This window comes from Tahibacter aquaticus, assembly GCF_004363655.1.
Taxonomy (GTDB): Bacteria; Pseudomonadota; Gammaproteobacteria; order Xanthomonadales; family Rhodanobacteraceae; genus Tahibacter; species Tahibacter aquaticus.
Genome location: NZ_SNZH01000015.1, coordinates 55,642 through 82,340 on the forward strand (window position 1 = coordinate 55,642; position 26,699 = coordinate 82,340).

At 67.6% G+C, this 26,699-nt stretch carries 26 protein-coding genes; 16 read left to right on the plus strand and 10 right to left on the minus strand.

Annotated features, from left to right (window positions below):
- Positions 1–33: 33 nt before the first annotated feature.
- The 3 genes from DFR29_RS21290 to DFR29_RS21300 form a co-directional block, all read right to left on the minus strand.
- Positions 34–1,134: a GIY-YIG nuclease family protein gene (locus tag DFR29_RS21290; protein WP_133820664.1), complete on the minus strand. Its 1,101-nt coding sequence runs from the start codon at positions 1,132–1,134 to the stop codon at positions 34–36.
- A 100-nt stretch (positions 1,135–1,234) separates the two neighbouring features.
- On the minus strand, positions 1,235–1,570 hold the full coding sequence (locus DFR29_RS21295; protein ID WP_133820665.1) for a YegP family protein: 336 nt from the start codon (positions 1,568–1,570) through the stop codon (positions 1,235–1,237).
- Between the two features lie 284 nt (positions 1,571–1,854).
- Positions 1,855–2,964, minus strand: a complete 1,110-nt coding sequence (locus DFR29_RS21300) for a helix-turn-helix transcriptional regulator (RefSeq protein WP_166654253.1) — start codon at positions 2,962–2,964, stop codon at positions 1,855–1,857.
- Positions 2,965–3,058: 94 nt separating this feature from the next.
- Here DFR29_RS21300 and DFR29_RS21305 point away from each other — a divergent pair, with 94 nt between their 5' ends.
- Both DFR29_RS21305 and DFR29_RS21310 read left to right on the plus strand, forming a co-directional pair.
- A complete protein-coding gene (locus DFR29_RS21305) occupies positions 3,059–3,385 on the plus strand; it encodes a BON domain-containing protein (protein ID WP_166654254.1) in 327 nt (108 codons plus the stop codon).
- A 12-nt stretch (positions 3,386–3,397) separates the two neighbouring features.
- Positions 3,398–3,649 carry a hypothetical protein gene (locus DFR29_RS21310; protein WP_133820668.1) on the plus strand — a complete coding sequence of 84 codons (252 nt, stop codon included), beginning with the start codon at positions 3,398–3,400 and terminating at the stop codon, positions 3,647–3,649.
- Positions 3,650–3,837: 188 nt separating this feature from the next.
- Here the strand turns inward: DFR29_RS21310 and DFR29_RS21315 are convergent, their stop codons facing one another.
- Complete coding sequence (locus tag DFR29_RS21315; RefSeq protein WP_133820669.1) at positions 3,838–4,455, minus strand: hypothetical protein; 618 nt, start codon at positions 4,453–4,455, stop codon at positions 3,838–3,840.
- 191 nt (positions 4,456–4,646) lie between these two features.
- On the opposite strand from DFR29_RS21315, the gene DFR29_RS21320 reads away from it, so the two are divergent.
- From DFR29_RS21320 to DFR29_RS21335, 4 genes are all read left to right on the plus strand, one after another.
- The gene (locus DFR29_RS21320) at positions 4,647–4,904 is read left to right on the plus strand and encodes a helix-turn-helix domain-containing protein (protein ID WP_133820670.1); all 258 of its coding nucleotides are present in this window, start codon (positions 4,647–4,649) and stop codon (positions 4,902–4,904) included.
- Positions 4,905–5,082: 178 nt separating this feature from the next.
- Positions 5,083–7,008, plus strand: coding sequence for an RHS repeat domain-containing protein (locus DFR29_RS21325; RefSeq protein ID WP_133820671.1), 1,926 nt, complete (start codon positions 5,083–5,085; stop codon positions 7,006–7,008).
- Positions 7,008–7,394 (plus strand): hypothetical protein, encoded by a 387-nt coding sequence (locus DFR29_RS21330; RefSeq protein WP_133820672.1) that lies wholly within the window; start codon positions 7,008–7,010, stop codon positions 7,392–7,394. Before DFR29_RS21325 ends, DFR29_RS21330 begins: the two co-directional genes overlap by 1 nt.
- A 58-nt stretch (positions 7,395–7,452) precedes the next feature.
- The gene (locus DFR29_RS21335) at positions 7,453–8,241 is read left to right on the plus strand and encodes a hypothetical protein (protein ID WP_133820673.1); all 789 of its coding nucleotides are present in this window, start codon (positions 7,453–7,455) and stop codon (positions 8,239–8,241) included.
- A 22-nt stretch (positions 8,242–8,263) separates the two neighbouring features.
- Here the strand turns inward: DFR29_RS21335 and DFR29_RS21340 are convergent, their stop codons facing one another.
- Complete coding sequence (locus tag DFR29_RS21340) at positions 8,264–8,719, minus strand: helix-turn-helix transcriptional regulator (protein ID WP_133820674.1); 456 nt, start codon at positions 8,717–8,719, stop codon at positions 8,264–8,266.
- 302 nt (positions 8,720–9,021) lie between these two features.
- On the opposite strand from DFR29_RS21340, the gene DFR29_RS21345 reads away from it, so the two are divergent.
- Positions 9,022–9,309, plus strand: coding sequence for a hypothetical protein (locus DFR29_RS21345; RefSeq protein WP_133820675.1), 288 nt, complete (start codon positions 9,022–9,024; stop codon positions 9,307–9,309).
- Between the two features lie 225 nt (positions 9,310–9,534).
- Here the strand turns inward: DFR29_RS21345 and DFR29_RS21350 are convergent, their stop codons facing one another.
- From DFR29_RS21350 to DFR29_RS21365, 4 genes are all read right to left on the minus strand, one after another.
- Positions 9,535–9,870 (minus strand): YnfA family protein, encoded by a 336-nt coding sequence (locus DFR29_RS21350; protein ID WP_133820676.1) that lies wholly within the window; start codon positions 9,868–9,870, stop codon positions 9,535–9,537.
- A 78-nt stretch (positions 9,871–9,948) separates the two neighbouring features.
- Positions 9,949–11,163: a chromate efflux transporter gene (chrA, locus tag DFR29_RS21355; protein WP_133820677.1), complete on the minus strand. Its 1,215-nt coding sequence runs from the start codon at positions 11,161–11,163 to the stop codon at positions 9,949–9,951.
- A 79-nt stretch (positions 11,164–11,242) separates the two neighbouring features.
- The gene (locus tag DFR29_RS21360; protein ID WP_243746134.1) at positions 11,243–11,884 is read right to left on the minus strand and encodes a class I SAM-dependent methyltransferase; all 642 of its coding nucleotides are present in this window, start codon (positions 11,882–11,884) and stop codon (positions 11,243–11,245) included.
- Positions 11,885–12,003: 119 nt separating this feature from the next.
- Positions 12,004–12,405 (minus strand): MerR family transcriptional regulator, encoded by a 402-nt coding sequence (locus DFR29_RS21365; RefSeq protein ID WP_208113677.1) that lies wholly within the window; start codon positions 12,403–12,405, stop codon positions 12,004–12,006.
- Between the two features lie 95 nt (positions 12,406–12,500).
- Here DFR29_RS21365 and DFR29_RS21370 point away from each other — a divergent pair, with 95 nt between their 5' ends.
- The 5 genes from DFR29_RS21370 to DFR29_RS21390 all read left to right on the plus strand — a co-directional run bounded on the left by DFR29_RS21370 (position 12,501) and on the right by DFR29_RS21390 (position 19,543).
- Positions 12,501–13,742 carry a TolC family protein gene (locus DFR29_RS21370; protein ID WP_166654255.1) on the plus strand — a complete coding sequence of 414 codons (1,242 nt, stop codon included), beginning with the start codon at positions 12,501–12,503 and terminating at the stop codon, positions 13,740–13,742.
- Between the two features lie 41 nt (positions 13,743–13,783).
- Entirely contained in the window at positions 13,784–15,127 is a 1,344-nt protein-coding gene (locus DFR29_RS21375) for an efflux RND transporter periplasmic adaptor subunit (RefSeq protein ID WP_166654256.1), read from the plus strand.
- Positions 15,117–18,311, plus strand: a complete 3,195-nt coding sequence (locus DFR29_RS21380; RefSeq protein WP_133820682.1) for an efflux RND transporter permease subunit — start codon at positions 15,117–15,119, stop codon at positions 18,309–18,311. The genes DFR29_RS21375 and DFR29_RS21380 overlap by 11 nt, the downstream gene beginning before the upstream one ends.
- The gene (locus DFR29_RS21385) at positions 18,301–18,921 is read left to right on the plus strand and encodes a cation efflux transmembrane domain-containing protein (RefSeq protein ID WP_133820683.1); all 621 of its coding nucleotides are present in this window, start codon (positions 18,301–18,303) and stop codon (positions 18,919–18,921) included. The genes DFR29_RS21380 and DFR29_RS21385 overlap by 11 nt, the downstream gene beginning before the upstream one ends.
- 256 nt (positions 18,922–19,177) lie before the next feature.
- The gene (locus DFR29_RS21390; protein WP_133820684.1) at positions 19,178–19,543 is read left to right on the plus strand and encodes a DUF3703 domain-containing protein; all 366 of its coding nucleotides are present in this window, start codon (positions 19,178–19,180) and stop codon (positions 19,541–19,543) included.
- A 54-nt stretch (positions 19,544–19,597) separates the two neighbouring features.
- On the opposite strand, the gene DFR29_RS21395 is transcribed toward DFR29_RS21390, so the two are convergent.
- The gene (locus DFR29_RS21395; protein WP_166654257.1) at positions 19,598–20,734 is read right to left on the minus strand and encodes a DUF4238 domain-containing protein; all 1,137 of its coding nucleotides are present in this window, start codon (positions 20,732–20,734) and stop codon (positions 19,598–19,600) included.
- 134 nt (positions 20,735–20,868) lie between these two features.
- Between DFR29_RS21395 and lexA the strand changes: the two genes are divergently transcribed.
- The 4 genes from lexA to DFR29_RS21415 are packed head-to-tail and all read left to right on the plus strand — an operon-like array spanning position 20,869 to position 26,665.
- Positions 20,869–21,480, plus strand: coding sequence for a transcriptional repressor LexA (lexA, locus tag DFR29_RS21400; protein ID WP_133820686.1), 612 nt, complete (start codon positions 20,869–20,871; stop codon positions 21,478–21,480).
- Positions 21,480–22,106, plus strand: coding sequence for a translesion DNA synthesis-associated protein ImuA (gene imuA, locus DFR29_RS21405; protein ID WP_133820687.1), 627 nt, complete (start codon positions 21,480–21,482; stop codon positions 22,104–22,106). The genes lexA and imuA overlap by 1 nt, the downstream gene beginning before the upstream one ends.
- Positions 22,107–22,113: 7 nt before the next feature.
- Positions 22,114–23,520 (plus strand): Y-family DNA polymerase, encoded by a 1,407-nt coding sequence (locus DFR29_RS21410; protein ID WP_133820688.1) that lies wholly within the window; start codon positions 22,114–22,116, stop codon positions 23,518–23,520.
- Between the two features lie 37 nt (positions 23,521–23,557).
- Positions 23,558–26,665, plus strand: a complete 3,108-nt coding sequence (locus tag DFR29_RS21415) for an error-prone DNA polymerase (protein ID WP_133820689.1) — start codon at positions 23,558–23,560, stop codon at positions 26,663–26,665.
- Positions 26,666–26,699 lie beyond the last annotated feature (34 nt).

Below are 26,699 nucleotides of genomic sequence, written 5' to 3' on the forward strand. Positions count from 1 at the left end.
AACAAAGAACCGCTGCTGGACCATCGGGTCTTCTCATTTCGAGCGTCCATGCAGCCGCGCGGCCGCCTGCGCGAGGCGTTTGACGATCGCAGGATCTTGTCGGTTTTTCGCCTGCAGTTGAAGATACCGGTGAAGCACGAGGCACTCTTGCAGATCGTCGCCCAGATTGCGGCAGGCTTTCGCGGCTTCGACGTAGTAGAAAGAAGGCACGCTGCTGGCGTTGATGGGGTCCAATTCCGCATCCACGATCGCGCCCTTCATCAGCGACAGCGCGTCGCCAAATCGTTCCTCTCGACGCAGCTGCTTCAACGGTTCGACCGTGTCGAGGTAGGTGCCTTTTGATAAGCGAAGCGATCGATCCAAGCGCACGACTTGCCGGGACTTCTCTTGAGCCCGTTCCCAGTCCGGAGGGAGCGAATGCGGAGGAGTGAACGTCGCCACCGCAATGGTGCGCGCGGTTTTCTTGCCGGCCTGCATTTTTTCGACGCGCCGACGAATCTGCTCCAGACGCTTGGTCGGTGCGCTTCCTCGATAAGTTTGCTCGTAGTGCTTCAATGCGGATGCGGCCATCTCCGTGTTGCCCGCTTCGCCATATGCCTTCGTCAATGCGTCCAGCAGGTCGAGGTTCCCCAGTGGCCCCATTTCACGGAGCAGTTCGCCGACGACGCCCGTTTCGCAGCTGATCGACGCCGCCTGCTCGTGGTGGGTGAGGGCAAGGGCGAGCAGCTTGGCGCGTTCGGCGGGATCGGCGGTGGTATTGGCTTGCGCGTGGACACGATCTCGTTGCCGGAGAGCGTCGGCCTGTTGTTGGTGGGACGCGAGGTCGAGGGCACGTCCCATGTTCTGGCGGTTGACGACTTGGCTCGCGAGCGTGCGCATCAACTCGTCCTCTCGGAGGAGGGCCTGCGCCTCAGAGAGGTTCGATTCGACAACCTCGGCGGAAAAGATGCCGCCTGACCTGGTGTTGACGTAGTGCGTCCACAACGCCTCGCGGTCTCGGGACCACGCTCGGTCGCCGACGCCTTTGCCGACGTAGAAGATCGTTCCACCCCGGTCTCGGTGGACGTAGACGTAGAACGTTCCGGGCGCGGAGGAAGTGTTTGGACGGGGCGGCAACTTGTCCGTTGAACTCATAGGGTTGCCTCAACGATCGGCCACTGGTCCGGCGCTGTCGGAAGATACCTCCGGAAAGTTTTTCCGGAGTTTGGCGCTTCACCGCGCATCCCGACGGGTCTCACGCCGTCTTGTCTTCCGTGGCCGCACCTGGCGCGTTGCTTTTCACGGAGGTGATGCCGTTGTCGCGCGCGGCGGTGCTCGAATACTGTTCGCTGGTCCCGATGATCTGGCCGTTGGCCGCTTTCAGGTTGAACATCGGGCTGCCGTTGGCTGCGTTCTTTTTCTCGTAGCGGGCGTCGTGCGGTGCGTTCTCCTTGACCGAAGCGATGCCGTTCTGAGCGCCAGCTTTCGATGCGTACAGCTCACTGGTCAGGATGGTTTCGCCGTTGCCCGCTTTCAGGACGAAGCGGTACTGTGAATTGGCGGCGTTGCTGAGGACAAATTTTCCGGCCATCGGTGTTCCCCTGGGTGGTGTGTGGGCGACGCAGTACTCGGACTGCTTCAGTCTGCCGCGGTGGGCCGCAACCTCCCATCCCCGGGCGTATTGAGCATGGACTCAGACCCGCATCCGCGAATCCGGAATGCTCCGGTCAGCGCATCAGAATTTTCCGAGGCAAGCGCCACCCCGCGAGCCGCACTCGGCTCATGTGGCCGCCCAATTGTTTCTTTGTGCCGCCCAATGCGAAGGCATTGTTGTCGAACGCGGCAACCCGGCAGCGGCTCTGGATGTCGGCGCGGCTACGTGTCGGAGGTGTTCTGGCCGAGCACGGCGTAGAGGCTGCGGACCAGCGCCACCAAGGCGGCCTGATTCCGGGCACCGGCTTTTCCGAAAACAACTTTCAGCCGCGTACGCGCTCCCTCCGTCGACACCCCCATCGCGGCAGCTGTTTCAGCCAAGTCCGAACCGGTCGCCAGGCGCTCGGCCAGTTCCGCCTCGCGTGGTGTTAGCCCATGCAATGCGGTCAAAGCCTGCCGCAGCAAGGGCGGACGCATCGCCGTCAGGGAGTCCACGAAAACGACGGCTCGCGCGCGGCCCAGCGCGCCGTGCCCCGGAAGGCGATGGGCGGCCGCGTGCCCGCCAACGCTCCCGTCCCGTCGGCGCAGAACCGTCGTTGCTCCGGTCGATGCGAACAGGGCGCCGCTGCCCGGATGTGCGGCGACCAAGTGGCCACCCCGAAGGCGCACTAGGTCGCCTTCGATGAGGAGCGAATCGGCTGCCGCGTTCCATCGGGCGCACCGGCCCCGCTCGTCGAAGAAAAATGCGGCGGTGCTCAGCGCGTCCAGCGCCCGTGTGGCGTCTGACTCGTTGCGTTCGTTCGGGACGAGTCGGTTTCTGAGTCTGCAGGCATTGACCCAATGGGGGGCCAACCGTCCCAACCAAGCGCGCTCCTCTGCGTCGTAGACGCCTCGGCGCGCGGACCGCAGCAGCGTCAGGCTCACCACTTTTTCGGGTGAGCGAAACCCGATAAGGCCGCAGCCGTGGTCAATTTGCATGGGCCTCAAGAAATCCGACCAGAACGCCGTCCGGCGCAGCGCCGATAGGGGCAGAGCGTCGTCCGGCACAACAACGGAGCCGGCTGGGGGCCCGCTAGCCTCGTCAGTGGGCCGCCAAGGATTTCCTTCCGCGTGCTTGCGTTCGAACGCCACCGCCATTTCCCGCCCCTGTCCGACGTAGGCGGGAAGCGTTTGCCGGCGCGAGGCGACGTCCACCTGCAGGAGGGCACCCGCCGGGCTCTGGGTGGCCTCGCACACGCCCGTGAGAAAAGCGCTCGCCCAGTCGGGTTCGGCCAACTCCTCGAACAACGTGCCGATGAGTTTCAGGTCAGCGTCCATGCTGCGTTCCTTCATGCCTGTCCATTCCCATTTGGGAATGCTCGGCGCGCGCCGACATGCGGAGGATTCCCCGTGCGTCGCTCAAGGCGCCCCACGGAGTTGCTCTGTCATGCCGACCCCCAACCTCTCGCCCCGGCGCTGGCTGCTCGCGCTGCTGTTGACGCTCAGCCTGTTTCCGGCCTTCGCGGCGAAGCCCCTCGAAACCACCGAAACCGCGGAGGCCGACGCCCAGACCGCCGCGCTGGTCGTCCGCCGGCTCGCTCGCGACGACCTGGAGCTGTATCACCGCATCGATGTGCAGGTCGTCAATGGCCGCGCGATCCTGACCGGCTCCGTGCGCACGCGACAGGGGCTCGATGCCATCGTGAAGGAAGTCGGAAAGGTGCCCGGCGTGCTTGCTGTAGAGCAACAAGTCAAGGTCGAGCCGACTCCGTAGCCGGACCAGAAGGTGTACTTCGAAATCCAGCGCATCGCGGGGCTGATAAAAGAGGCAGCCACCCCGCGGCCGACCCGCTTCGACCCCCGCCCCCGGCTTGCCCAGGAACTGAGGCGCATCCTGGACTCCATCCCCTCCGAGTCCATCCCGGAAACGCTCCGGGCCGCCCTCCTGAGCGGCGAAGCCGTGGGGGACGAGGCGGACCACTGGCTGCCTCACGTTCGGCGGTGGCTTGCCGACGAATGCGCCCGCACGGGCGTTTGATTCGCACGGTTCCCGTTGCGTGCCCCGGCCGCTGGCTTCCGCCGCGGCCGTTCCTTTTCCTGTGCGGATTGCCATGGCGGCATTCGGGGAGGCGGACGTGGTTGATCGGCTGCGGCAGCGGTTGGAGGTCTTCCGAGCAATGCTGAATTCATCGGCCACGGAGCCCGCCCGAGTTGGCGCTTCCCGAGTCAACTCAGCCCGAGGATGCGTCGGGTCTCTTCGAAAACCGCGTTGGCGGTCGCGCCGGTCATGCATCCGGCCAGCGGGTAGCTCCGGCCTTCAGCTTCGACCTCGACCTGGTAGGAGATCGGCAGCAAGGCGTTCGCGTCCGCCGTGTGGCGGGCCGCACCGAGCGCAGCCGCGCCGCCTGCCATGCCCGAACCGCCGCCCGTCGTGAGGATGAACACGCCGTCCAGCGCGTTGCGGCACACGAGCCGGTGCACGCTCTTCGCCGGAATCTCACGGCCGCTCGGTAGCCGGATCGCCTGCGGGCTGACAACGAACGATCCTGCGGGTGCCCGGTGGCGGCGGAAGGTACTCAGCGACGACGCGCGGCCGATGACGTAGCACGCTGCCAGGAAAAGCCCGGCAATGATGCCGCCCACCGCCTGGGCGGTACCTATCTGAAATCCCAAGCAACCACCCACCACCGGACCAACTGCCAGCAACCAGGCTGGCACGGTCGGGCCGACGGCGCCGACGACGTCGAAGCGCATCCAGCCGCCGCCGGCGTCGGTGGCGCGGTAGCTGCTCTGGCTCGGGTGGGGCACGGCCGGGCGGGCGCCGGCTGCAGCGGTGGCGGACATGAAAGCCTCCAATGGCATCGGGTGGGGCCGCCCATTCGCCGATTTTCGACTCGGCGTACTCCCCCAGGCGGGCGGTGCGGCGGACCGTAACATGCAGTTTCAGCAGATAAGTGAACTCTGCTTAAAGCATAGTATGCTTATGCGAGCTTCGCTTATAGCTTCCATGACCGCCCAGCCTTGCGTGAGCGGTCATGCTGAAATCCATCTACCGAGCCGAGAACCGCGAGGTGTGCGCCCAGCTGCGCGCCATGCGGGAAGCGGCGGGGATGACTCAGTCGGAGCTGTCGGAGAAGTTCGGACGGTTCCAGTCCTTCGTCAGCACGGTCGAGCGCGGCTTGGTGCGGCTCGACGTGGTGCAGACCCGCGAATGGTGCATGGCCTGCGGCACAACCTTGACGGCCTTCGCGCAGGCCGTCGAGGCGCGCATCGAGGCTTTGCCAAAGTCGTAGGCGGCTCACCGGCTCTACTCCGAGCCGACGAAGGAACGCTGAGAGGAGCGCCGCGCTGGCTACAGCCGCAGGTGGCGCCCTCTGAACCCCACCGTTCCGCCCCTCCGCGTAGCTGTGCCGTCGCCGACTATGAGGCGGCCGCTCGCGGGCGTTCCTTCACCTTGAGCAGGGAATCTCAATGAACGAGCCGTTGTCGGCCGCGCTGATCATTGGCCGTAGTGCCGAGTCGCGTTGCAGGAGCTTGCGATCCTCGCTTTCCGCCTCCGAGGTGCCCCGCGCCGACGGCGGTTCTGCTCGGTCGAAATCGCGGCGTTTTTCCCCATTGCGTTCCGGCATAAAATGGGGGCGTTTTTGCCTTTGCGTGCTTTTTCTGTGGCTGCTGGCACTCCCTGCATCGGCTGCCGAGCGCACCCGCTCGTTCGTCTACAACGCCCGCAACCAACTGACCGACGTCATCGACACCGCAGATCCAGGGCGGTCGATTCGGTTCACCTACGACGCCAGCGGCAACCGTGAATCCAAGACGCAGGCTGGGAGCACGACGACCTACCGCTGGGACGCCCGCGATCGCCTGGTTGAGGTGCTGCGCGACGGCGTGTGGGTTGCCCGATACGACTACAACGCTGCAGGGCAGAGGACGTTCAAGGAGGTCAACGGCCCATCCCCGACGGCCGTGCGCTACGTCTACGACGGCGCGAACCTCATCGCCGAAACGAACGTCATCGGCAACACCCTGGCCACGTACACCCGTGCAGCGGACGGCCGCTTGCTGTCGATGCGCCGGGGAAATCAGGCGTATTCGTATCTCCTCGATGGCCTCGGCACCCCCATCGCCTTGTTGTCCGCGGACGGCGCCGTCGTGTCGCGCTACCGCGTGGACGCGTGGGGCAACCCGCTGGCCTCCGTCGGCACTGTGGCCAACCCGTTCGGGTACACGGGCTACCCCATCGACGACGAGTCGGGACTTTTCTACGCGAACGCGCGGTACTACGACTCCGAACTCGGCGCGTTCCTGAGCGAAGACCCGGCGGCGGGCGACCCGACGCGCCCCATCACTTTTCACCCCTACATCTACGCCAACGGGAATCCGCTGGTTTACCTCGATCGCAGCGGGCGGACCGCCGAACTCGTTGAAGTGTTGGACGGCCACGAGCGCAACCAGGCCGAGATCGTTGCTCTCGCCGAGCAAATCAAATCCATGCGCGCGACCGCCATGTGGTACGAGCGGCCGTTCGTGGAACTGGGTTTTGTCGGGACGGTGCTCCTAACGGCGGGAAACCGGCTGGGGCAGGGCGTCATCACCGGGGCGAACGCGGGCGCCAACGTCGCCCTCAACGCCGCGGACACTTACCTTGTGGATTTGGGGGAGGGTGCCGACCCCGCGAACGCCGAAATCGCGGCCTTCGCGGACGACGGGTTTGCCGCGGCCGAAGCGGCTTACCACGACCCGCGGTCCGCGGCCTATGGGGCGATGGCCGCGGCGGCCGAGCCGTACCAGAAAGCATACGACGGCGACACCGGCGTCCAGCTTGATCTCGCGGCCAGCCTCGACCCCCGGCGTTTGAGCCAGAGGGTGATGCGCGGAATGGCTCCCACGCGTGGACCGCCCGCCGCCAGCCATCAGGCGTCGTACGTCGTGGAGGGAGCGGACGGGCGGCCGCAACTGGCGACGCTCGGCGCGACGATGCCCAGAACCGCACCGCCCGCACCCATGGCGTCCATGTACGCGGCGGTGCCGGCGGCACCGTCGCTCGGACCGCCCCCGGCCGCGCGGCCCCCGCTGGGGGTCAACGACCCGCCGCAGCGCTACCAAGGCCCGTGGACGCAGCGCGACTTGGCACGGGCGCAGTTGGGGCAAGGGCCGCTGGACTTCGTGCCCCTGCGGGACCGGCGCGGGCGCGAGGTCCCGCTGGAGCTCCACCACGCCGACCAGATGCCCGGCTCGGCTATCCATGAGGTGAACGCGGTCGAGCACCGCCAGCCCGGCGTACACGGACAGCCCAATCAGGGGGTAACCCCGGAGATGCGCAAAGCCGACGCACAATTACACTGGCAGACGCGCGGGCAGCAGATGGGCAACCCGCCCCCGGAAAAGGATCCTTGATGGCTCGACATCTGACCGAATCGGACGCCCGGCTGGCTCTGCGCCAAGGGCGCGCCATCGAGCAGTTCCTGGGCGCCCGACTCGACGAGGGCGATCGGCTGCTGCGGTGGGTCCGCTGCCACACCGAACCGAGCGGGGCTCGGGTGGTGTCGCTGTTCGAGGTGTACGACGAGGGGCGGCCGGATTTCAGCGACTTGGTCGAGTTCGCCGCGTTCGACCCGGACGAACCGTACGGCGCAAACCGGTCGTTCGACACGCCGGAGGAGGCGTGGTCGCACTTGGTCAACACCGTGGGGGCGGCTCCGGAGAAATTTGTCGGAAGCGGCATCGCGGCGGAGGAATACCGAGATTTTGTGGCCGAGCATGGCTGGTGGCCGGCAGCTTGATCCGCGCCGCAGCCAAACGCGCTCGTTCGCACCACACGTTGAGAAGGACTTGCCAACTATGACAGAGCCATCCCCATCCGACTGGCGCGACCACTGGCACGGGCGCACCGACCATCCATTTTTTGCGGCGCTTACGGAGCGAATCGAACCGTTCGGGTTCTCGTGGATCGGTGCGGACATCGACGACTATTCCGGCCTTGCACGGTGGGGCCGCCCGTTGTTCGACGATTACACGCTGGAGCTGTCGCTCACGGCGGTACACCCGAAATATTTGCGGGAGAGCCACTTTGGATTCCACGCGTCGATGTTCGTGGTGTCGCCGCGGCAAAAACAAGTGTGGGACGAGCTGCACCTGTGGGAGTGCGTGAAACTCCTGCCGGACCTATACGAGCAGGTGGGCGACCACGCCCCCACGGTCGCGCACATCTTCCTGGAACTGCTGCTCGATAAGTGGGATTCCGGAGGAAACCCGCCGGGAAGGCCGCGGTGGAATCGGGTGGCGAACGCGGATGCCGCTGTATGCGCGAACGATCTCGCTGCGTTGCTCGAACGGCATCTGCCTCGGATTTTGGCGTACGTTGCCAGCGGGCCGGCGCTCGCCGATCTCTTGGTCAACCTGGAGGCTCTTCCTGGATACCCCGAAGACTGCGGGTTTGAATGCGAGGCGCGGAACGTATGTGCGTCGGTTCTGCTCCACGATCTCGGACGCACCGCCGAGGCGTGGCAAGCGTTGACGGCGGAAGAGCGGCGGGTGATCGCCGCCGGCGATGACCTGGATCCCGAGATGCTGGATGTTGTCCGCTGCCAAAACAAACGCCTGAAGCGCTGGATGAGCGCGGCTGGGTGAATCCGCAAGTGGCAAGTTCCACTTAGTTGCTTTGTGCCAACGTTTCGAGTCGAGCTTTGGCTTCCTTTTTCCCCATGCCACGCAATGCAGCGATTCTCTGTATCTGCTCCTGACGCGGGGTGTTTTTCTCCTGCTCCCAGTTGTAGATCGATTGGCCGGAGGCACCCGCCAAGCGGCCGAACTCTTGCGCCGACAGACCCAGCTTGGCGCGCAACGTCTTCAATCCCTTGGCGCTGAATCGGATACGGCCGCCGGCGGCTTCGGCGTCGGCCGCGTCCTCCGTCTCGGACACTTTCGCCTTGTTCTTCTTTTCCACGGAGGCTTGATTGCGCTGCAACGACGCGACCGTGCGTTTGAGCGCTGCAATTTCCTTGCGGTAGCCGGCACTGGCATTGCGAAGGGCGTCGAGTTCCGCTTTGACGGCTTTGCGGGCAACGCGGGTGATTTCGCCTTTCAAGGCTGAGGCAATATTCGGCATGTGTTTGGTCGTCCTAGTTGGGTGGGCGGGCGTGTGGAAAATGCGTTCCTCCACGACGCCCGAGAGCTATGCGTTGGCAAACAAATACCATAGCTGTCTCGGTTATTCTCTGGCGAAATTCGGCGGTAAAGCATCCCTCCGAAAGGCGGCCCATCCGCGCGTCTGACCACGGCCGCCGCTGAATCTCGCAACGCGGGCGCGGTTTCGCCGACGAGATGGGACGTTCAGCTCGAAGGTTCGCAACCCGCTGGGCGTTTCGAATACGATGGTCGAAGGTCGAAGTATCGCAATCGGGGAACGAAATGCGGCACTTTTTGGATGCTCATGCGGCGTTCGTGAACTGGCTTGACGGCGCGGCGGAGTGCGAACCCACCGCTGCCCAAGTCGAAGAGGCCATGTTTGTCTTGGCTGCGAAAGCTGCCCGCCGCGGGATGACCGGCGCCCGTTGGCAGTTCGTGGTGGACGGGCTGATCGCCCACGCCAAGCGCCGATGCCCCAACAACGCCGACTTGCCTCAATTCGTGGCCCGCGGTTTCGATTTCTCTGCAAACTGGTCGGGCATTCAAGCGAGCGCAACTCGGTCGCACTGAACGCGAAACGAGATCATTTCGTTCTCCGCACACGCTTCGGCACGGTCGCTTGAAGTAAAGGCCGTGCAGACCTTCCGGTTTGCGCCCGCAGTCGCCGCGTACGTGATGCGGTATACCGCAGAGCCGCGGTGGGCTGTGTTGTCGTACGCACTCCGAGCGCTATGTGGCGTAGAGAGGCCGATACCGCCGTAGCAACAGAATGGATCTGAATGCGTGAAACGCACTTTAAGGTGCTGCCCGCGATCCCGTCATGATGATGGCCATTCCGACGAAGCACACCGCCACACCGAGCCAATCCGTGGCGGTGGGCCGGACCTTCTCCACCGCCATCAGCCAGACCATGGCAACGCCGATGTACACGCCGCCGTACGCCGCATAGACGCGGCCGGCGGCGGTGGGATGCAGGGTGAGCAGCCACGCAAACAGAGCAAGGCTCGCGGCGGCCGGCACGAGAAGCCACGCCGACCGCCCTTGCCTGAGCCACAGGTAAGGCAGGTAGCAGCCGACGATTTCCGCCAACGCGGTGAGCGCGAAGAGCACGAAGGTTTTGAGAAGGTCCATGGCGGCAGTGTAGCTGTGAGGTCGGCGGGCCCGGACGGCCCCAGGTCCTGCCGCTTCACTGCCGACTACTGCACACAGCTATCCGCCGCTGAGAGCGCGCACCGCGCAGGCCCCCGCCACGCAGAACCCCACCACCACCCAGCTTGGCGCCTTCGTCGCGAGCAGCGCTGCAGCGCCGACGGCCGCGATCCCCGCGTCCGTGGGCGAGCGCACGGCACCCGTCAGCACCGGGTGGTAGAAGGCGGCCGCCAGGAGGCCGACGACCGCGGCGTTGATGCCGCCCAGAGCCGCGCGTGCGATCGCGCTGCGGCGCAGCTGGTCCCAGAACGGCAACGTGCCGACCAGCAGCAGGAACGACGGCAGAAAGATCCCGAATAACGCGATGGCCGCGCCGGCCCATCCATTCGGAGCCGGCGTCATGGAAAACCCCAGGAAGGCCGCGAACGTGAACAGGGGACCCGGTACGGCCTGCGCGACGCCGTAGCCCGCCAGGAAGGTGTCGGCGTCGAGCCAGCCCCGTCCGACGGTCTCCGCATCGAGCAGCGGCAAGACCACGTGGCCGCCGCCGAAGACAAGCGCGCCGGACCGGTAGAAGCCGTCGAACACGGCCAGTCCGTGGCTGCCGGTCCACGCGGCCAACGGCGAAAGGCCGAGTAGGCCGATCGCGAAGATGACCAGGGCACACACGGCCCAGCGCCGCCGGTAGGGCGGGCTTTCCTGCGCGGCCGCGACGGCAGCGACCCTGGGCAGAAGGAGCCATCCGAGCAGACCGCCCGCTGCGATGGCCCCAAGTTGGGCCCACGCGGAAGGGAGCGCGATGCACGCGGCGGCCGCAGCTACCGCAATGCCAAGCGTGGTTGGCCCGGTGCAGAGCTGGCGGCCCATCGTCCACACCGCGTGCGCCACGACGGCCACCGCCGCGAGCTTGAGCCCATGCACCCAGGCCGTCTGCGCCACGCCGCCCACGGCGGCTACGCCGGAGGCCGCGGCGATCATCAGCAGCGCCGAGGGCAGGGTGAAGCCCACCCAGGCCGCCAGCGCGCCGCGGACGCCGGCGCGGCGCAGGCCCAGCGCCATGCCGACCTGGCTGCTGGCCGGCCCGGGCAGGAACTGGCACAGGGCAACGAGATCCGCGTATTCCGCTTCCGTCAGCCACGCCCGGCGCTCGACGAAGGCCCGGCGGAAGTAGGCTAGGTGCGCCACCGGTCCGCCGAACGAGGTGAGCCCCAAGCCTAGGAAGGCGAGGAACACATCGAGCCAGCGGTGGCGAGTCGGGTTCGTATGGGTGGGCATGGGCGGGACGTGGAAGGTCTACGGTTGGCAAGCAACGCCAGGCCGCGGGCGGTGCGCAGCCCGGTGCCGTCCGTGCCAATCAGCCACGCCGTTTGAAGCGCGCGTAGACGAACGACTGCACGTTGCCGCCCGGCGTGGTGTGGGCGTCGGCCGCTTGCGCTGCCAGCTGAAACCCGTCGCCGAACACGGCTGCAAGCGCGTCGGCATCGTACCGAACCACCGGCAGGCCGCTGCACTGCTGCGGCCCGTCCGGTGCGAACGTCGCAATCACGAGGTGGCCGCCTCGCTTCAGAACGCGGCTCACCTCGTGCACGTAGGCCCGACGGTCCGCCGCCTCGGTGAGGAAGTGAAAGACGGCGCGGTCGTGCCACACGTCGATGCTCTGCGCCTTGATGCCGGTATCGCGGGCGTCCGCGTGCAGCCAATTCACCGAAGCGGCCGCCGCGCCGAGGCGGTCGCGCGCGGTCTGCAGCGCGGCCGCGGACAGGTCGAGCACCGTCAGGTGCCGACGCCCGCGGGCGAGCAGATCGTCCACCAAGGTCGAAGCGCCACCGCCGACATCGAGGATGCGGGCGCCGGGCTGCGGTGCCGCCGCTTCGATGAAGGCAAGGGACGTTTCAAGGTGCGGGCGGAACCAGCTGACTTCGGTGGACGCGCGGGTCTGGTAGACCTGCTCCCAATGCGCCGACGGTTCAGTAGGTTGGGGGTGTGGATCGGCCACGGCGGACTCCTCGTGCGGGCTTCGGAGTCTACCGCCGCGTCTCGTCAGGGACCGCCCGCGGGGCGGCGGTCCGTACACGCGCAAGGAGCGGTTCGACGCGTACGGCTGGAACCCATCGCTTAGTTGGACGAGCCGGGATGGATGGCCCCGAGGATGCGGCATTCGCGGACCGTGCCGCCGTGGCACGAGGTCAGCATGCCTTCGAGTTCGTGGCGAAGCGCGGTGAGGTCGGCGATCTTGCGGTCGATGCTCTGCAGGTGTTCGTGGGTGAGCTGATCCACGCGGGCGCAGTCGCGTTCGTGGTGGCGGGTCAGATCCAGCATTTCCCGCACCTGCTCGATCGGGAAGCCCAGTTCGCGCGCGCGGCGGATGAAGCTGAGACGTTGGACTTCCGCCGTGGTGTAGGTGCGGTAGTTGCCGGTTGCGGTTCGGGACGGCTTGGCGAGCAGGCCAATTTTTTCGTAGTAGCGGATGTTGTCGGCAGCCATGCCGGAGGCGGCAGCGGCCTCGCCGATCGTCATGCTTGCGTTCATGGGCTTGACCTTGGAGCGACTTCAAGGTTTATAAGAGCGGCCTGCTCCCCTGTCAAACGCAGGCCATGACCCCATTGCCACGCTTGTTCGCCGTCTTGGCGCTCGCAGCCCTCTGGGCCGCTCGGGCGGCCGACGCCGCCCCGCCGCCCGACGTCGGTGCCGAAACACCGCTCACCTTGCAGGAAACCCTGCGTCGGGTGGCCGAGCAAGGCCCGCAGTCGGCGTTGGCGGACGCCACGCTCCGTTCGGCCGAGGCTAATGTGGGCGTGGCCCGCCAGCTTCCCAACCCGACCCTATCGGTCGAGGCCGAAAACATTGGGGGGACTGGCGCCTACTCGGGCGGCCAACTGCGGGAAACCACGACCTCGCTGGCCTGGCCGCTCGAACTGGGCGGCAAGCGCGCCGCGCGCGTACGCGCCGCGGAAGCCGAGCGTACCGCCGCGGTGCTGGGCGCCGATGCCGCGCGGGCCGACGCGGTGCTGCAAGCCACCGAAATCTTCATCGAGGCCGCTGCAGGCGAACGGCGCCTGGTTCTGGCGCGGGAGCGGCTGCGCCTCGCAGAAACCGGCGTCAACGCTGCGCGGGCGCGCGTGCGTGCCGGCAAGGCGTCGCCCATCGACGAGCAGCGCGCCGAGGTGGTGCGGCTCAACGCCGAGGTCGCGGTGGGGCAGGCGCAGCGCACGGTGGATCTGGCGCGCGCCACGTTCGCACGCTGGACCGGCACGCCGGGCGCGGTGCCGCGCGCCGCGTGGTTCGAGACCGTCGAGGGCGATGTATCACCAGAGACCGATACCCCGCCAGCCCTGGCGCTGGCGGAGGCCGAAGTGGCCGCCGCCGACGCGCGGCTTTCGGTGGCGCGCCGCGCCCGCATCCCCGACCTGACCCTGAGTGCCGGCGTGCGGCGCTTCGCGGCCGTGGACGACCGCGCCACGGTGGTCGGCATTGCGCTGCCGTTTCCGGTGTTCAGCAGCGGCCGAGCGGGTGTGGCGAAGGCCCGTGCGGATTTGGATGCCTCCGAGGCGCGCCAGCGCACCATCGCGCTCGACTACGGGCGCGCGGCTGCGAGCGCCCAGGCCGAACTCGACAACGCGCGCGCCGCCGCGCAGACGGCCGGTGGGCCTGCCCTGGCCGCGGCAGAAGAAGCCGCGCGCATCGCCCGGCTCGGCTACGAGGCCGGCAAGTTCTCCCAGCTCGATCTGCTGGAGGCCGAACGCGTGCTCGCCGAGACACGCGGGGGCGCTGTGCAGGCGCTCACAGACTTCCATCTCGCCCGAGCCCGGCTGATTCGCCTGCAGGGCCGCGCCGACCCGCTGTTCAAGGACTGACCATGCGCACTTGTCAACTTCTTGTTTTGTGCTTTGTTGCGTTGGCCGCATCCGGCTGTTCCCCATCCAACCCAAATCCTGCAGCGCCCGCGCCAGCAACGGATAAATCGCTGGCCGCGGCCGCGAAAAGCGCGGATCCGCACGCACACGGCGACGGCCACGGCGGTGCGAAAGACGAACACGGCCACGGCGAAACCGCAGCAGCGGACGAGCACGGCCACGGCGCTGAAGCGAAAGACGATCACGGCGACGGCCACGGCGACGCGCACAGTCATGGCGAAGACGAACACGGCCACGGGGAAGGCGAGGGTGGTCATGTCGAAGACGAACACGGGCACGGTGAGGGCGGTCATGGCGAAGGCGAAGCCGACGTTATCCACCTCACCGACGCGCAGATCGAGGCCGCCGGCATCGAGACGGCGGTCGTTCGCAGCGGTGCCGCCGCGGCCACCACCGTGCCCGCCGTCATCGCCGCCGACTCCGAGAAATCGACGGTGGTCGTCGCGGCCGTCGGTGGCCGCGTGGTATCGCTGACGCGAAACCTTGGGGAAGCGGTCAAAGCGGGCGATGCACTCGCTGTCATCGAAAGCCGTGAGGCGGCCGAACTGCAGGCCGACGTCGAAGCCCAGCGCCAGCGATCGGCGTTGGCCGAGGCCACGCTCAAGCGCGAGGAGCAGTTGTTCGCGCAGAAAGTGTCCCCCGAACAGGATGTGCTGCAGGCGCGCGCGGCGGCGGCCGAAGCGCGCATCCGCCTGAGGCTGGCGCAGCAGCGCCTGGGCACGACGGGCGGCGCGGGCGGCTCGTTCAACCGCATCGTGGTTCGGTCCCCGCAGGCCGGCCACATCGTCGCGCGCAGCGTCGGCCTGGGCCAGGCCGTACAGGCCGATGCCGAGCTGTTCCGCGTCGCCGACCTCTCCGTGGTTGCGGTGGAACTGGCCCTGCCGCCGCAGACCGCGTCGTTGGTCGCCGTCGGCGGCAGCGTGTCGGTCAGCGTGGGCGATCGCGAAGCGAGTGGCCGGCTTGCCTTCGTCTCGCCGGTCATCGATCCGGAGACGCGCCAGGTGCGCGCGATCGCGCTGCTGCGCAACGACGAGGGCCGCTGGCGGGTCGGTGAAACCGTACAGGCGTCCGTGGCCACAGGCTCGGACGCCTACACGCTGTCGATTCCGAAAAACGCGGTGCAGACCGTCGAAGACAAGCCCAGCGTGTTCGTGCGCACGAACGACGGGTTCGCGGTCAAGCACCTCGAACTCGGCCCGGGCAGCGGCGCGTTCGTGGTGGTGCGCTCGGGCCTCAACGGCGGCGAGCGCATCGCGGTCAAGAACAGCTACGTGCTGAAGGCGGAAGCCGGCAAGGGCGAGGGCGGTGGCCACCATGACCACTGAGTCGCCCGGTCTCATCGCGCGCATCGTCGAGTTTTCCGTTGCACGCAGCTGGCTGGTTTTGTTCGCCACCCTGATGGCGGTGCTCGTCGGTGCGGCCGCGCTGTCTCGGCTGCCCATCGATGCGGTGCCCGACATCACCAACAACCAGGTGCAGATCAACATCACCGCGCCGGCGTTGTCGCCGCTTGATGTGGAACGCCAGATCACCTTCCCGCTGGAAACCGCCATGGCGGGCATACCGGGGCTGGAGTCCACGCGCTCGCTGACGCGGCACGGCTTCGCCCAGATCACCACCGTGTTCACCGACGAAACCGATCTCTATTTCGCGCGCCAGCAGGTAGCCGACCGCCTGCGCAGCGTGCAAGGCGATTTGCCGTCCGGCGTCGATGCGGAACTCGGGCCTGTGGCCACGGGCCTGGGCGACATCTACATGTGGACGGTCGAGTATTCCGGTGCAGGCACCGACGGGCAGCCCGGTGCGCAAATCGACGGCAGCTACCTCACGCCGGAAGGCGCCACACTGCGCAGCGAGAAGGAAAAGGCGGCGTATCTGCGCACCATCCAGGACTGGATCGTCGCGCCGCAGTTGAAGACCGTGAAGGGTCTGGCTGGCGTCGATGTGATCGGCGGCTACGTCAAGCAATACGTGGTGCGCCCGGACCCGCAACGCCTGGCGGCGGCCGGCATCACCTTGGTCGAATTGGCCGAGGCGCTGGAGCGCAACAACACCAGCGCCGGCGCGGGCGTCGTGGAACGCAGCGGCGAATCGCTGACGGTGCGGGCGGATGCGCGGGCCAACTCGGCCGAGGATTTGGCCAAGACCGTGATCGCCACGCACGAGGGCGTCCCGGTGCTCGTGGCGCACGTCGCCGAAGTCGGCAGCGGCGAAGCGCTGCGTTTCGGCTCGGCTTCCGAAGCCGGCCGCGAAGTGGTGGTGGGCACCGCGGTCATGCGCATCGGCGGCAACAGCCGCACCGTGGCCGCCGCGGTGGACCAGCGCTTGACCCAAGTCGCCCACTCGCTGCCACCCAACGTCATCGTCAAGCCGGTGCTGGACCGTACGCGCCTGGTGGACGCGACCATCCACACGGTGGCGAAGAATCTCACGGAAGGCGCGCTGCTCGTCATCGCCGTGCTGTTCGCCTTGCTCGGCAACTTCCGCGCCGCGCTGATCGCCGCCGCGGTGATTCCGATCACCATGCTGCTCACCTCCGCCGGCATGCTGCGCGCGGGCGTTTCGGCGAACCTCATGAGCCTGGGCGCGCTGGATTTCGGGCTCATCGTCGATGGTGCGGTCATCATCGTTGAGAACGCGCTGCGCCGCATCGCGGAAGCCCAGCACGCAGTGGGCCGCGTGCTGGACCGCGACCAACGTCGTGCCGAGGTGTCGGCTGCGGCCAAGGAAATGATCCGCCCCAGCGTCTACGGCCAGGCCATCATCATCCTCGTCTACGTGCCGCTGCTGACCTTCGAAGGTGTTGAAGGCCGCATGTTCTCGCCGATGGCGATCACCGTGATCCTCGCGCTGGCGTTCGCGTTCGTGCTGTCGCTGACCTTCGTGCCGGCGCTGATTGCACTGTGGCTGTCCAAGCCTGTCGAGGAGAAAGAAAACCGCATCATCTTGGCCACCAAGAGCCGCTACGCGCCGCTGCTGGACAAGGCACTGGACCGGCCCGTGCTGACGGGCGGATTCGGCGCTGCGGCGCTGGGCGGCGCGCTGTTTCTGTTCGCGACGCTGGGCCAGGAATTCCTGCCAACGCTCGATGAGAAGGACGTGCTGCTGCAGGTCTGGCGCATCCCGGGCACGTCGGTGGATCAGAGCCAGCAGATGCAATTCGGCGTGGAAAAGGCCGTGTCCGCGTTGCCCGAGGTCAAGCTGGTATTCTCCCGCACGGGCACGGCGGAACTGGCGTCCGATCCGATGCCGGCGCATGCGACGGACACGTTCGTCATCGTCAAGGACCGCAAGGACTGGCCCGACCCGAGGCTTTCCAAAGAAGCTCTTGTGGAAAAAGTCGAACAGGCCGTGTCCGGCCTGCCGGGCCAGACCTACGAACTGACCCAGCCGATCCAGATGCGGTTCAACGAGCTGTTGGCCGGCGTCCGCGGCGACATCGCGGTCAAGGTCTACGGCGACGACTTCGCGGCCATGGCAACCACGGCCGAAGCGATTGCCGCACAACTGCGCGCGACGCCGGGCGCCGACGACGTGCGCGTGGAACAGGTCGAAGGGTTGCCCTTGCTGGACGTGCGGCTCGACCGCGATGCGATGGCGCGCGTGGGTTTGGCGGCCGCCGACGTGTTCGCGACGCTGTCGGCCGCCGTCGCGGGGCGGCATGCCGGCATGGTATTCGAAGGCGACCGCCGCTTCGACGTGGTGGTGCGGCTGGACGACGCGCTGCGCACGGATCTCGATGCGCTCGCGCAATTGCCAGTTCCCACGCCCGGTGGCGGATTCGTGCCATTGGGGTCTGTGGCAAAGCTGGTTCAAGCCAAGGGGCCGAACCAGGTCAGCCGCGAAAACGGCAAGCGCCGCGTCGTGGTGCAGGCCAACGTACGCGGCCGCGACATCGCGGGTGTGGTTGCCGAAGCGCAATCCCGCATCGCCTCGCAGGTACAGCTGTCCGCCGGCACCTGGCTGGACTGGGGAGGCCAGTTCGAGAACCTCGAACGTGCCCGCGCACGCCTGGCCGTTGTCGTCCCGGTGGTGTTCGCTTTGATCCTGTTCCTGCTGTACTCAGCGGTTGGTTCCTGGCGCAAGGCGGCCATCGTGTTCACCGGCGTACCGCTCGCGCTGGTCGGCGGCGTGCTGGCACTGTGGCTGCGCGGCCTGCCGTTCTCGATTTCCGCGGCGGTCGGTTTCATCGCCCTGTCCGGTGTGGCCGTGCTCAACGGCCTGGTCATGGCGCGTGCCATCGACGATCTCGCCCTGACCCACGCTTGGCGCGACGCGGTGCGCGACGGAGCGCTGCAACGCCTGCGGCCGGTACTGACGACCGCGCTCGTCGCTTCGCTCGGCTTCGTGCCCATGGCGCTGGCCACGGGTGCAGGCGCCGAAGTGCAGCGCCCGTTGGCCACCGTCGTCATCGGCGGCCTGATCACGGCCACCGTACTCACGCTGTTCGTGCTGCCGAGTCTTTACCTGCGCATCGGCCGCGCCAAAGGAGCTCCCCGTGGCGGATGACTGTTGCAACAAGAAAGGCGAGGAGCTTGCGCGCCTGGCCATGCAGGCGGAACAGCGCCGCGTTCTCATCATCGTGCTGGCGATCAACGCCGCGATGTTCCTCGCCGAATTCGGCGCTGGGCTCGTCGCGCGCTCCTCCGCGCTGCAGGCTGACGCGGTGGACATGCTCGGCGACGCGGTGGTCTACGGCCTGAGCTTATTCGCACTGGGACGCGGCCGGCGCTGGGAGGCCGGTGCGGCGCTCGCCAAGGGCGGGCTGATCCTGCTGTTCTTCGTGGTCATCGTCGTCGATATCGCGCTGAAGCTTGCGCACGGCATGCCGCCGTCCACGCGGCTGATGCTGATATTCGGTTCGCTCGCGCTCGTGGCCAATCTCACCTGCCTGGCCTTGCTGTGGCGCTTCCGCAACCTCAACGTAAACATGAGCAGCACGTTCGAATGCTCGCGGAACGACGTGATGGCCAACGCCGGCGTGCTGGTTGCTGCCGGTGCCGTGATGGCGTTGGGCGCGGGTTGGCCGGACATCGTGGTCGGCCTGGTGATCGCGCTGCTGTTCCTGCGTTCGGCGGTGCGGGTGATCCGCGGCGCGTGGCCGGTGTTCCGGACTTGAGTACCGTGGCACGCCGCTGCGTTGGCGTTTTGTTGCTCGCGGCTCGGAGCGGCGGGCGAACAGGAATTCGGATGCGGAGTCGTGATGGGCGAATCCGCCTCCGACTGTTCGCTCGTGCTTGGATGCACGTCGCCGACGGTACGTCTGAGCGCAAGCCAGCTGCTGCGCATGCCACCGATTTCCGGTCTGCAGTTTTGGCGCATTCGCCTCAGCGACGCGATCGCTGCCGTCCACCACGACGCCGGAGACCACACCAGTGATTCCGACGGTTGCGCAGGCGTTCGCAAGCGAGTGGCAGGCAGCGAGGAGCGCCAGGAAAACGGGTCAATTCGATCGGGCCTTCGCCCATCTGGAACGCACCCACATTCTGGGTCAGCGCCGCACGTGGCTGCACGTGCGCAGTCATGTGGGCATGCTCCGCATCGCGTGGCAGCGGCGGGACGCCCGAGAAATCGTGGGCCAGCTCACGCGCGTCGTTGCGGCCGCGGCGTTTTCGCGCCTGTGGATTCCCGAAGGCAACACGGGCGGCGCCAACGTGAGCGCCCTGCAGCCGATGGCCATCCCGGACGACCTCCGTGCAATTCTCGACGCCGACCGGCGCGGAACGAAAAGCGGGACGTAGTGCGTGTTCTGGCGGCACCGCGATCTGCCGCGGTTTTACTTAGGCTCTCGTGAGTCAGTCGGCCGGTTCTTTGGGACTGCGTCCGGTAGCGGCGAATTCCAAGCAAGCTGCAATCGATTTCCGGTCGTTCGCGACGGCCGTCCGATGGCTGAGCTTTAGCATCACGTAGTTGATTCGGACGACCTGCTCGCGGTTCATTCGACGGCCCCGACTGACCCGAATGTATACGTCCTCGGGGAGGTCCGTGATCGGGTCGAGTGCTTCCAGTTCGCCGTTGTCGTACGCCGGATGCCGCATCATCAATAAACGATTGGGCGTCAGCGGAAACAGCACGTCCGTCCCAGCCAGGGCCACGCCCGCGTCGGCCGGCGGCGGGATTTCGGGGTTGTAAAAATGTACCGGGCTGTCGGTCGTGATGAAGGGCATTTCCCCGTCCGATTCGACAACCTCCCAGTCCATCGCCATGAAATACGGCGACAGGCTGGACATCGCATCGCGGAAAAAATCGAATCGGACGAAATCCTCGATGTGAATCCCGATGCGTCCGGAGACAACGGCCTCTCGGATATCGGGAGGCGCTTGTTCCAAGACGAACGCGCGCAGGCGGGCTTTGACGCGCTGAGCTTGCCGCGGGACCCGCATCCATTGAAATTCGAGGTAGGTCAGAAGCGCGGCGGATTCGTCGGCATCGAGCGAGCCCGTGCCGAGCAGCGCCTTGTCGATGGCCTGCTGGCCCTGAGGCTCCAGTTCGGCGCCGAGGAAGCGTTCAAGCTGAACCGGGTCGGTTCCTTCGGGCGCCCACGACTGCCGGTAGTAGTCGTTGATGCGCATGATCTTGTTCGGCCGCTGCATCCGCCACGTTTTGGTGTGGGTGTCGTAGACGTGCAGAAAACCGCGGGAGTCTGCGAATCGTTGGAGGTACCACTGAGGCACGTAGTGGTGTCGTCGGGGCTCGTTCACGACCTTGGCTGTCAGCGGACCACGTTCTTCACAACGGTTGGCGGCCTTCCGGCGTTTCTGCGGGCGGCATGTATTGCCGATTCCGAGCCGGATGCCACGCGCAGCAGCATAAGCCGTTTGCGGCTCGCGAACGCCGTCGCGTAAGCGTGGTCGGCGACTGGGCATTCGAAAGGCGGCGGGCATACCCGTTGGCGCGCGCAAAGCAGGGCCGAAGACGGTCCAGTCAAGCATGGGGCCGGCCCGACTTGTCTCATCCGATGCGACGGATGCGGCATACACCTCGACCGCCACCGGAGCTTCCTCCGATAAGCCGTTGATGCGTGGACCCGTTGCGTTGTGCCCTCCCAGTTTGACTACTATTAGTCATGCCTCTGACCGACCGACAGCGCGCCATCCTGGCTTTCATCGAGGAACGAATCCGCCTCGACGGCTTCCCGCCGACGCAGCTCGAAATCTGCGCCGCCTTCGGTTTCGCGCAGAACGCCACGGCCAACTACCACCTGCGCGCACTCGAAGAGGCCGGCGAAATCACGCGGGTGCCCGGCGCGGCGCGCAGCATCCGCTTACGGAACCCCGCGCGTCCGTCGGGCGACGTCCTGCGCCTGCCGGTGCTGGGCCGCGTGGCCGCCGGCAGCCCCATCGGTGCCGACGCCGAGGCGGGCGAGGAGGCCGTGGTGGGACGCGCGCTCTTCTCGCCGGCGCCCGACTACCTGCTGCGCGTCAAAGGCGACTCGATGGTCGACGACGGCATCTTCGACGGCGACCTGGTGGCCATCCGGCGCAGCGCCACCGCGCGGTCCGGGCAAACCGTCGTCGCCCGCCTCGACGACGAACTCACCATCAAGCGGCTCAAGATTCGCGCCCGCGACATCCAGCTCCTGCCGCGCAACCCGGCCTACAAGCCCATCACCGTGCCGAGGCACGCCGACTTCGCCATCGAAGGGATTTTCTGCGGCCTCATTCGGACGGGCGCCTGATGGGCGCCGTCGTCGCCCTGGACCGGCTGCTGGCCGACCGCACCGTCTGGCGAGGCAACGCGCCGCCCCGCACCGAAGCCCCCGCGCAGCCGACGGGGTTTCCAGCGCTCGACGCGGTGCTGCCGTTCGGGGGCTGGCCACCGGCCAGCCTCAGCGAAGTTCTGACGGCCTGCGACGGGGTGGGCGAACTCGCGCTGCTGTGGCCGACGCTGGCCCGCCTGACGGCCGCCCGGCGCCCCGTGGTGGTGGTTGGGCCGCCTTACCTGCCGTACGCACCGGCGTGGCACCTGGCGGGCGTGGCGCTCGACCACGTCGCCGTGGTGCGGGCCGATGAGCGTGGCGCGCTGTGGGCGGCCGAGCAGTGCCTGCGTTCGTCGGCGTGCGGCGCCGTGCTGTGCTGGCCGGCCCGCGCCACCGACCAAGCCTTGCGCCGCCTCCAGGTGGCGTCCGAGACCGGCCAGGCGCTGGGCATCGCCTTCCGCCCGGAGCGCGTGGCGGACAACCCGTCGCCTGCGGCGCTGCGCCTGCGGGTGCAGGGCAACCCCCGGCGCGTCCAGGTGCTGAAGTGCCGCGGCGCCAATCCGCCGGCCCACAGCATCCCCCTTCCACCGTTCGCCCTGTCCTGATGCGGCCGTGCGCTGGGCCTGCATCGTGTTCCCCCATTTCGCTGTCGATGGCGTGCTCCGGCAGCGCCACCCGTCCGCGCGGCCGCTGGCCCTGCTCACCGGCCCCGCGCACAAGCGCACGGTCCACGCGGTCAACGACGAAGCCGCCGCACGCGGCCTGAAACCCGGCCAATCGGTCCAGGCCGCCCAGGCGCTGGCGTCGGACGCGGAGTGGGTGGAGTTCGACGCCGCCGCCGTCGCGCGCGACCGCGAGCTGCTGGCGGCCTGGGCGTACGCCTTCAGCTCGCACGTGAGTCTGGTGTTCGACGATGCGGTGGTGCTGGAGGTCGGGCAGAGCCTGGGCCTGTTCGGTCCGTGGCCCGTCTTCGAGCGCCGGCTGCGCCAGGAACTCACCGACCTCGGGTTCCGCCACCGGCTGGTTGCCGCGCCGAACGCGTGGGCCGCGCGCACGCTCGCCAACGTCCACGACGGCGTGGCGGTCGACGCGCCGCACCTCGCCACGGCGCTGGGGCGCGTGCCGGTTGAAGCTGCGGGCTTCGACGCCAACGTGGCGCACGCCTTCGCCCGCATGGGGCTCAAGCGATTGGCGCAGGTTGCGGCGCTGCCCCGGGATGCAGTGGCGCGCCGCTTCCCGCCCGACGTGCTCGCCTGGGTCGATGCGCTGCGCGGGCGCGTCGTCCCGTTGCCGCTTTACCAGCCGCCGGTCGTGTTCGACCGGCGCATGGAGTTCGACCACGAAATCGAGTTGTCCTCCGGCTTGGTGTTTCCGCTGCGCCGGCTCGTCCGCGACCTGGCGGCCTTCGTGCGGGCGCGCGACGGGGGCGTGCAGCGCTTCCGCCTCGTGTTCGAGCACGACCGCCACGCACCCACGCACCTCGACGTGGGCCTGTTGGCACCCGAGCGCGACGCCGTCCGCCTGCTCGACGTGGCGCGCCACCGGTTGGAACGCATCGAGGTCAACGGCCCGGTGCGCGCCGTGCGCCTGGTGGCCGACGATCTGCCGCCGTTCGTGCCGCCGTCCGGGGATCTGTTCGAGCCCCACGCCCCCGGTGCGCTGACCTTCGACCAGCTGCGGGAACGGCTGCGCGCGCGCTTGGGCGACGCCCAGGTCCACGGGCTGGCGACGGACTTCGACCACCGCCCCGAGCGCGCCTGGCGCCCCGGGCGCGAACGCAACGAGCCCCTGGCCGCACTTGCCGAGGCGCGGCCGGGCTGGCTCCTGGAACAGCCCGTGCCGCTGCGCGCGCGCGTCCACGTCCTGGTCGGACCCGAGCGGGTGGAAAGCGGGTGGTGGGACGGCGACGACGTCCGCCGGGACTACTACATCGTGGAGGCGGACGACGGGCAGGTGATGTGGGTCTACGCCGCACCGGGCGAGCGCGGGCCGTTCATGCTCCACGGCTACTTCGCGTGAGCCGCACGCACGCGTTCGAGCACTGGGGCATTCCGGCATGAAGCTGCCGGACTACGCCGAGCTTCACTGCCTTTCGGCTTTCAGTTTTCAGCGCGGGGCGTCCGTCGCCAAGGAGCTTTTTCACCGCGCGGCGCAGGTGGGCTACACGGCCCTGGCCATCACCGACGAGTGCTCGCTGGCCGGCATCGTCCGTGCCCACGAAGCGGCCAACGAACTGGGCGTGCGGCTCATCGTCGGCAGCGAGATCCAACTCGCCGACGGACCCAAAATCGTGCTGCTGGTGGCCGACCACGACGGCTACACCGCGCTGTGCCGGCTCATCACCGTGGGGCGGCGCGCCGCCGACAAGGGCTCGTACCGGCTGACCCGTGCGGACCTTCGCGAGCTGCCCGAGGGGTTGCTCGCGCTGTGGGTGCCGGAGAAGGCGCCGAACGAGGAACACGGGCGGTGGCTCAGCGCACTGTTCCTGCACCGCTGCTGGCTCGCCGTTGAACTCCACCGCAGCACCGACGACGACGGGCGCTGCATCCGGCTGCGCGCGCTGGCCGAGCGCTTGGGGATGGGCGCCGTCGCCGCCGGCGACGTCCACTACCATGTCCGTCAACGTCGGGCGTTGCACGACGTCATGACCGCCATCCGCCACCGCACCACGGTGGCCAAGGCCGGTGCGTACCGCTTTCCGAACGCCGAGCGGCACCTGCGCAGCCGCCGCCAGTTGTCCGCGGTTTACCCTGCAGAACTCCTGGCCGAAACGGTGCGCATCGCCGAGCGCTGTCGGTTCAACCTCACGCAGTTGCGCTACACCTACCCGCGGGAACTCGTTCCCAACGGGCACACGCCGACGTCGTGGCTGCGGCACCTCACCGAGAACGGGGTGCGGTGGCGGTGGCCGGAGGGCGCATCCGAGAAAGCACGCGCGCTCATCGAGAAGGAGCTGGCCCTCATCGCGGACCTGAAGTACGAATCGTATTTCCTGACGGTCCACGACATCGTTCGCTTCGCCCGCGGCAAAGGCATCCTGTGCCAAGGCCGTGGATCGGCCGCGAACAGCGCGGTGTGTTTCGCGCTGGGCATCACCGAGATCGCCCCCGACCTCATCGGCATGCTGTTCGAACGCTTCATTTCAAAGGAACGGAACGAACCGCCGGACATCGACATCGATTTCGAGCACGAGCGGCGCGAAGAGGTGTTGCAGTACGTGTTCCAGCGGTACGGGAGGGACCGCGCCGCGTTGACGTGCATCGCGACGAGCTACCGGGGGCGCAGCGCGGTGCGCGACGTGGCCAAGGCGCTGGGCCTCGCGCCCGACCAGGTTAACGCGTTGGCCGGCACGCTGGATTCGTGGAGCACCGAGGCACCGGTAGATGACTTTCTGATCGAGGCGGGGTTCGACCCGAATGCGCCCGTCGTCCGCCGCGTGGTCGCCATGACGGCCGAGCTGATGATGTTCCCGCGCCATCTGTCGCAGCACCCCGGCGGCTTCGTCATTTCCGAATACCCGCTGAGCACCTTGGTGCCGGTGGAGAACGCGGCGATGGACGACCGCACGGTCATCCAATGGGACAAGGACGATCTCGACACGCTCGGGCTGCTCAAGGTCGATTGCCTGGCGCTGGGCATGCTCACCGCGGTGCGCAAAACCCTGGAGATGCTCAAGCGCACGGGCCGGCACGACTTGACCCTCGCCACCATTCCCACGGAAGACCCGGCCACCTACGAAATGATCGGCCGCGCCGACACGCTGGGCGTGTTCCAAATCGAGTCCCGCGCGCAGATGTCGATGCTGCCGCGGCTCAAACCGAAGTGCTTTTACGACCTGGTCATCGAAGTCGCCATCGTGCGGCCAGGCCCCATCCAGGGGGACATGGTCCACCCCTATTTACGCAGGCGCCAAGGTCTGGAACCGGTCGATTACCCGCCGGCGTTGAAGGCCATTTTCGAGCGCACGCTGGGCGTGCCGTTGTTCCAGGAACAGGTGATGCAAATCGCCATCGACGCCGCCGGCTACTCGCCCGGCGACGCGGACCAGCTGCGGCGGTCGATGGCGGCGTGGAAGCGGCGGGGCGGGCTCGAACCGCATCGAGAACGATTGACCCAAGGGATGCTGGCCCGGGGGTATTCGGCCGAGTTCGCGGAGAAGCTGTTTCATCAGATTCAAGGCTTCGGTAGCTACGGGTTTCCCGAAAGCCACGCAGCCTCGTTCGCGCTCATCACCTACGCCTCGTGCTGGCTGAAATGCCACGAGCCGGCGGCCTTTGCGGCGGCCCTCATCAACTCGCAACCGCTGGGGTTTTACACGCCCGACCAAATCCTGCAGGACGTGCGCCGCCACGGTATTGCGGTACTGCCGGTGGACGTGCGGTACAGCGACTGGGACTGCACGCTCGAAACCGACCCGCGCGGCGGTCCGAACGGGCACACGGGGGCGGGCGGGTGGCCCGCCATCCGTCTGGGGCTCCGGCTCATCGGCGGGTTCGTCGAAGCCGTGGCGAAGGTGATCGCCGAGGCACGGGACCGGGCCGCGTTTTTGGACGTGGAGGACCTGTGCCGGCGCGTCGACCTCGACCACCGCCACCGCGACCTGCTGGCCGACGCGGGCGCACTGCGCGGTCTGGCCGGCCACCGCCACCGCGCCCGTTGGGCTGTCGAGGGTGTGGAAGCCCAGCGACCGCTCTTCGAGGACGTGGCACCGACGGCAGAGCCTCGCGTCGAGCTGCCGCCGCCCACGGTGGTAGAGGACATGCGCACGGACTACGCGACGGTCGGGACGACCCTGGGCCCTCACCCCCTGAAGCTGCTGCGCGGCCGACTGCAAGCGCGGCATTGCCGCAGCTCCGACGACCTCGCGCGTCTGCCGCACGGCACCGTGGTGCGCTACGCCGGCTTAGTGCGCCTGCGGCAGCGGCCGGAGACGGCGAGCGGGGTGGTCTTCATGACCTTGGAGGACGAGGGAGGAATGATCAACGCCATCGTGTGGCGGGACATCGCCGACCGACAAAGGCGGGTCATGGTCGAGAGCCAGTTGCTATGCATCCACGGCAAGGTGGAGCGCAAGGACGGGGTCCAGCACTTGATCGCGCAGCGGCTCGAAAACTGGAATGCACTGCTGGACGGGATGAAAACTCCGTCGAGGGACTTTCGATAGGCGAGCGTGCCTGTATTGCGTCAGCGCGCGACCG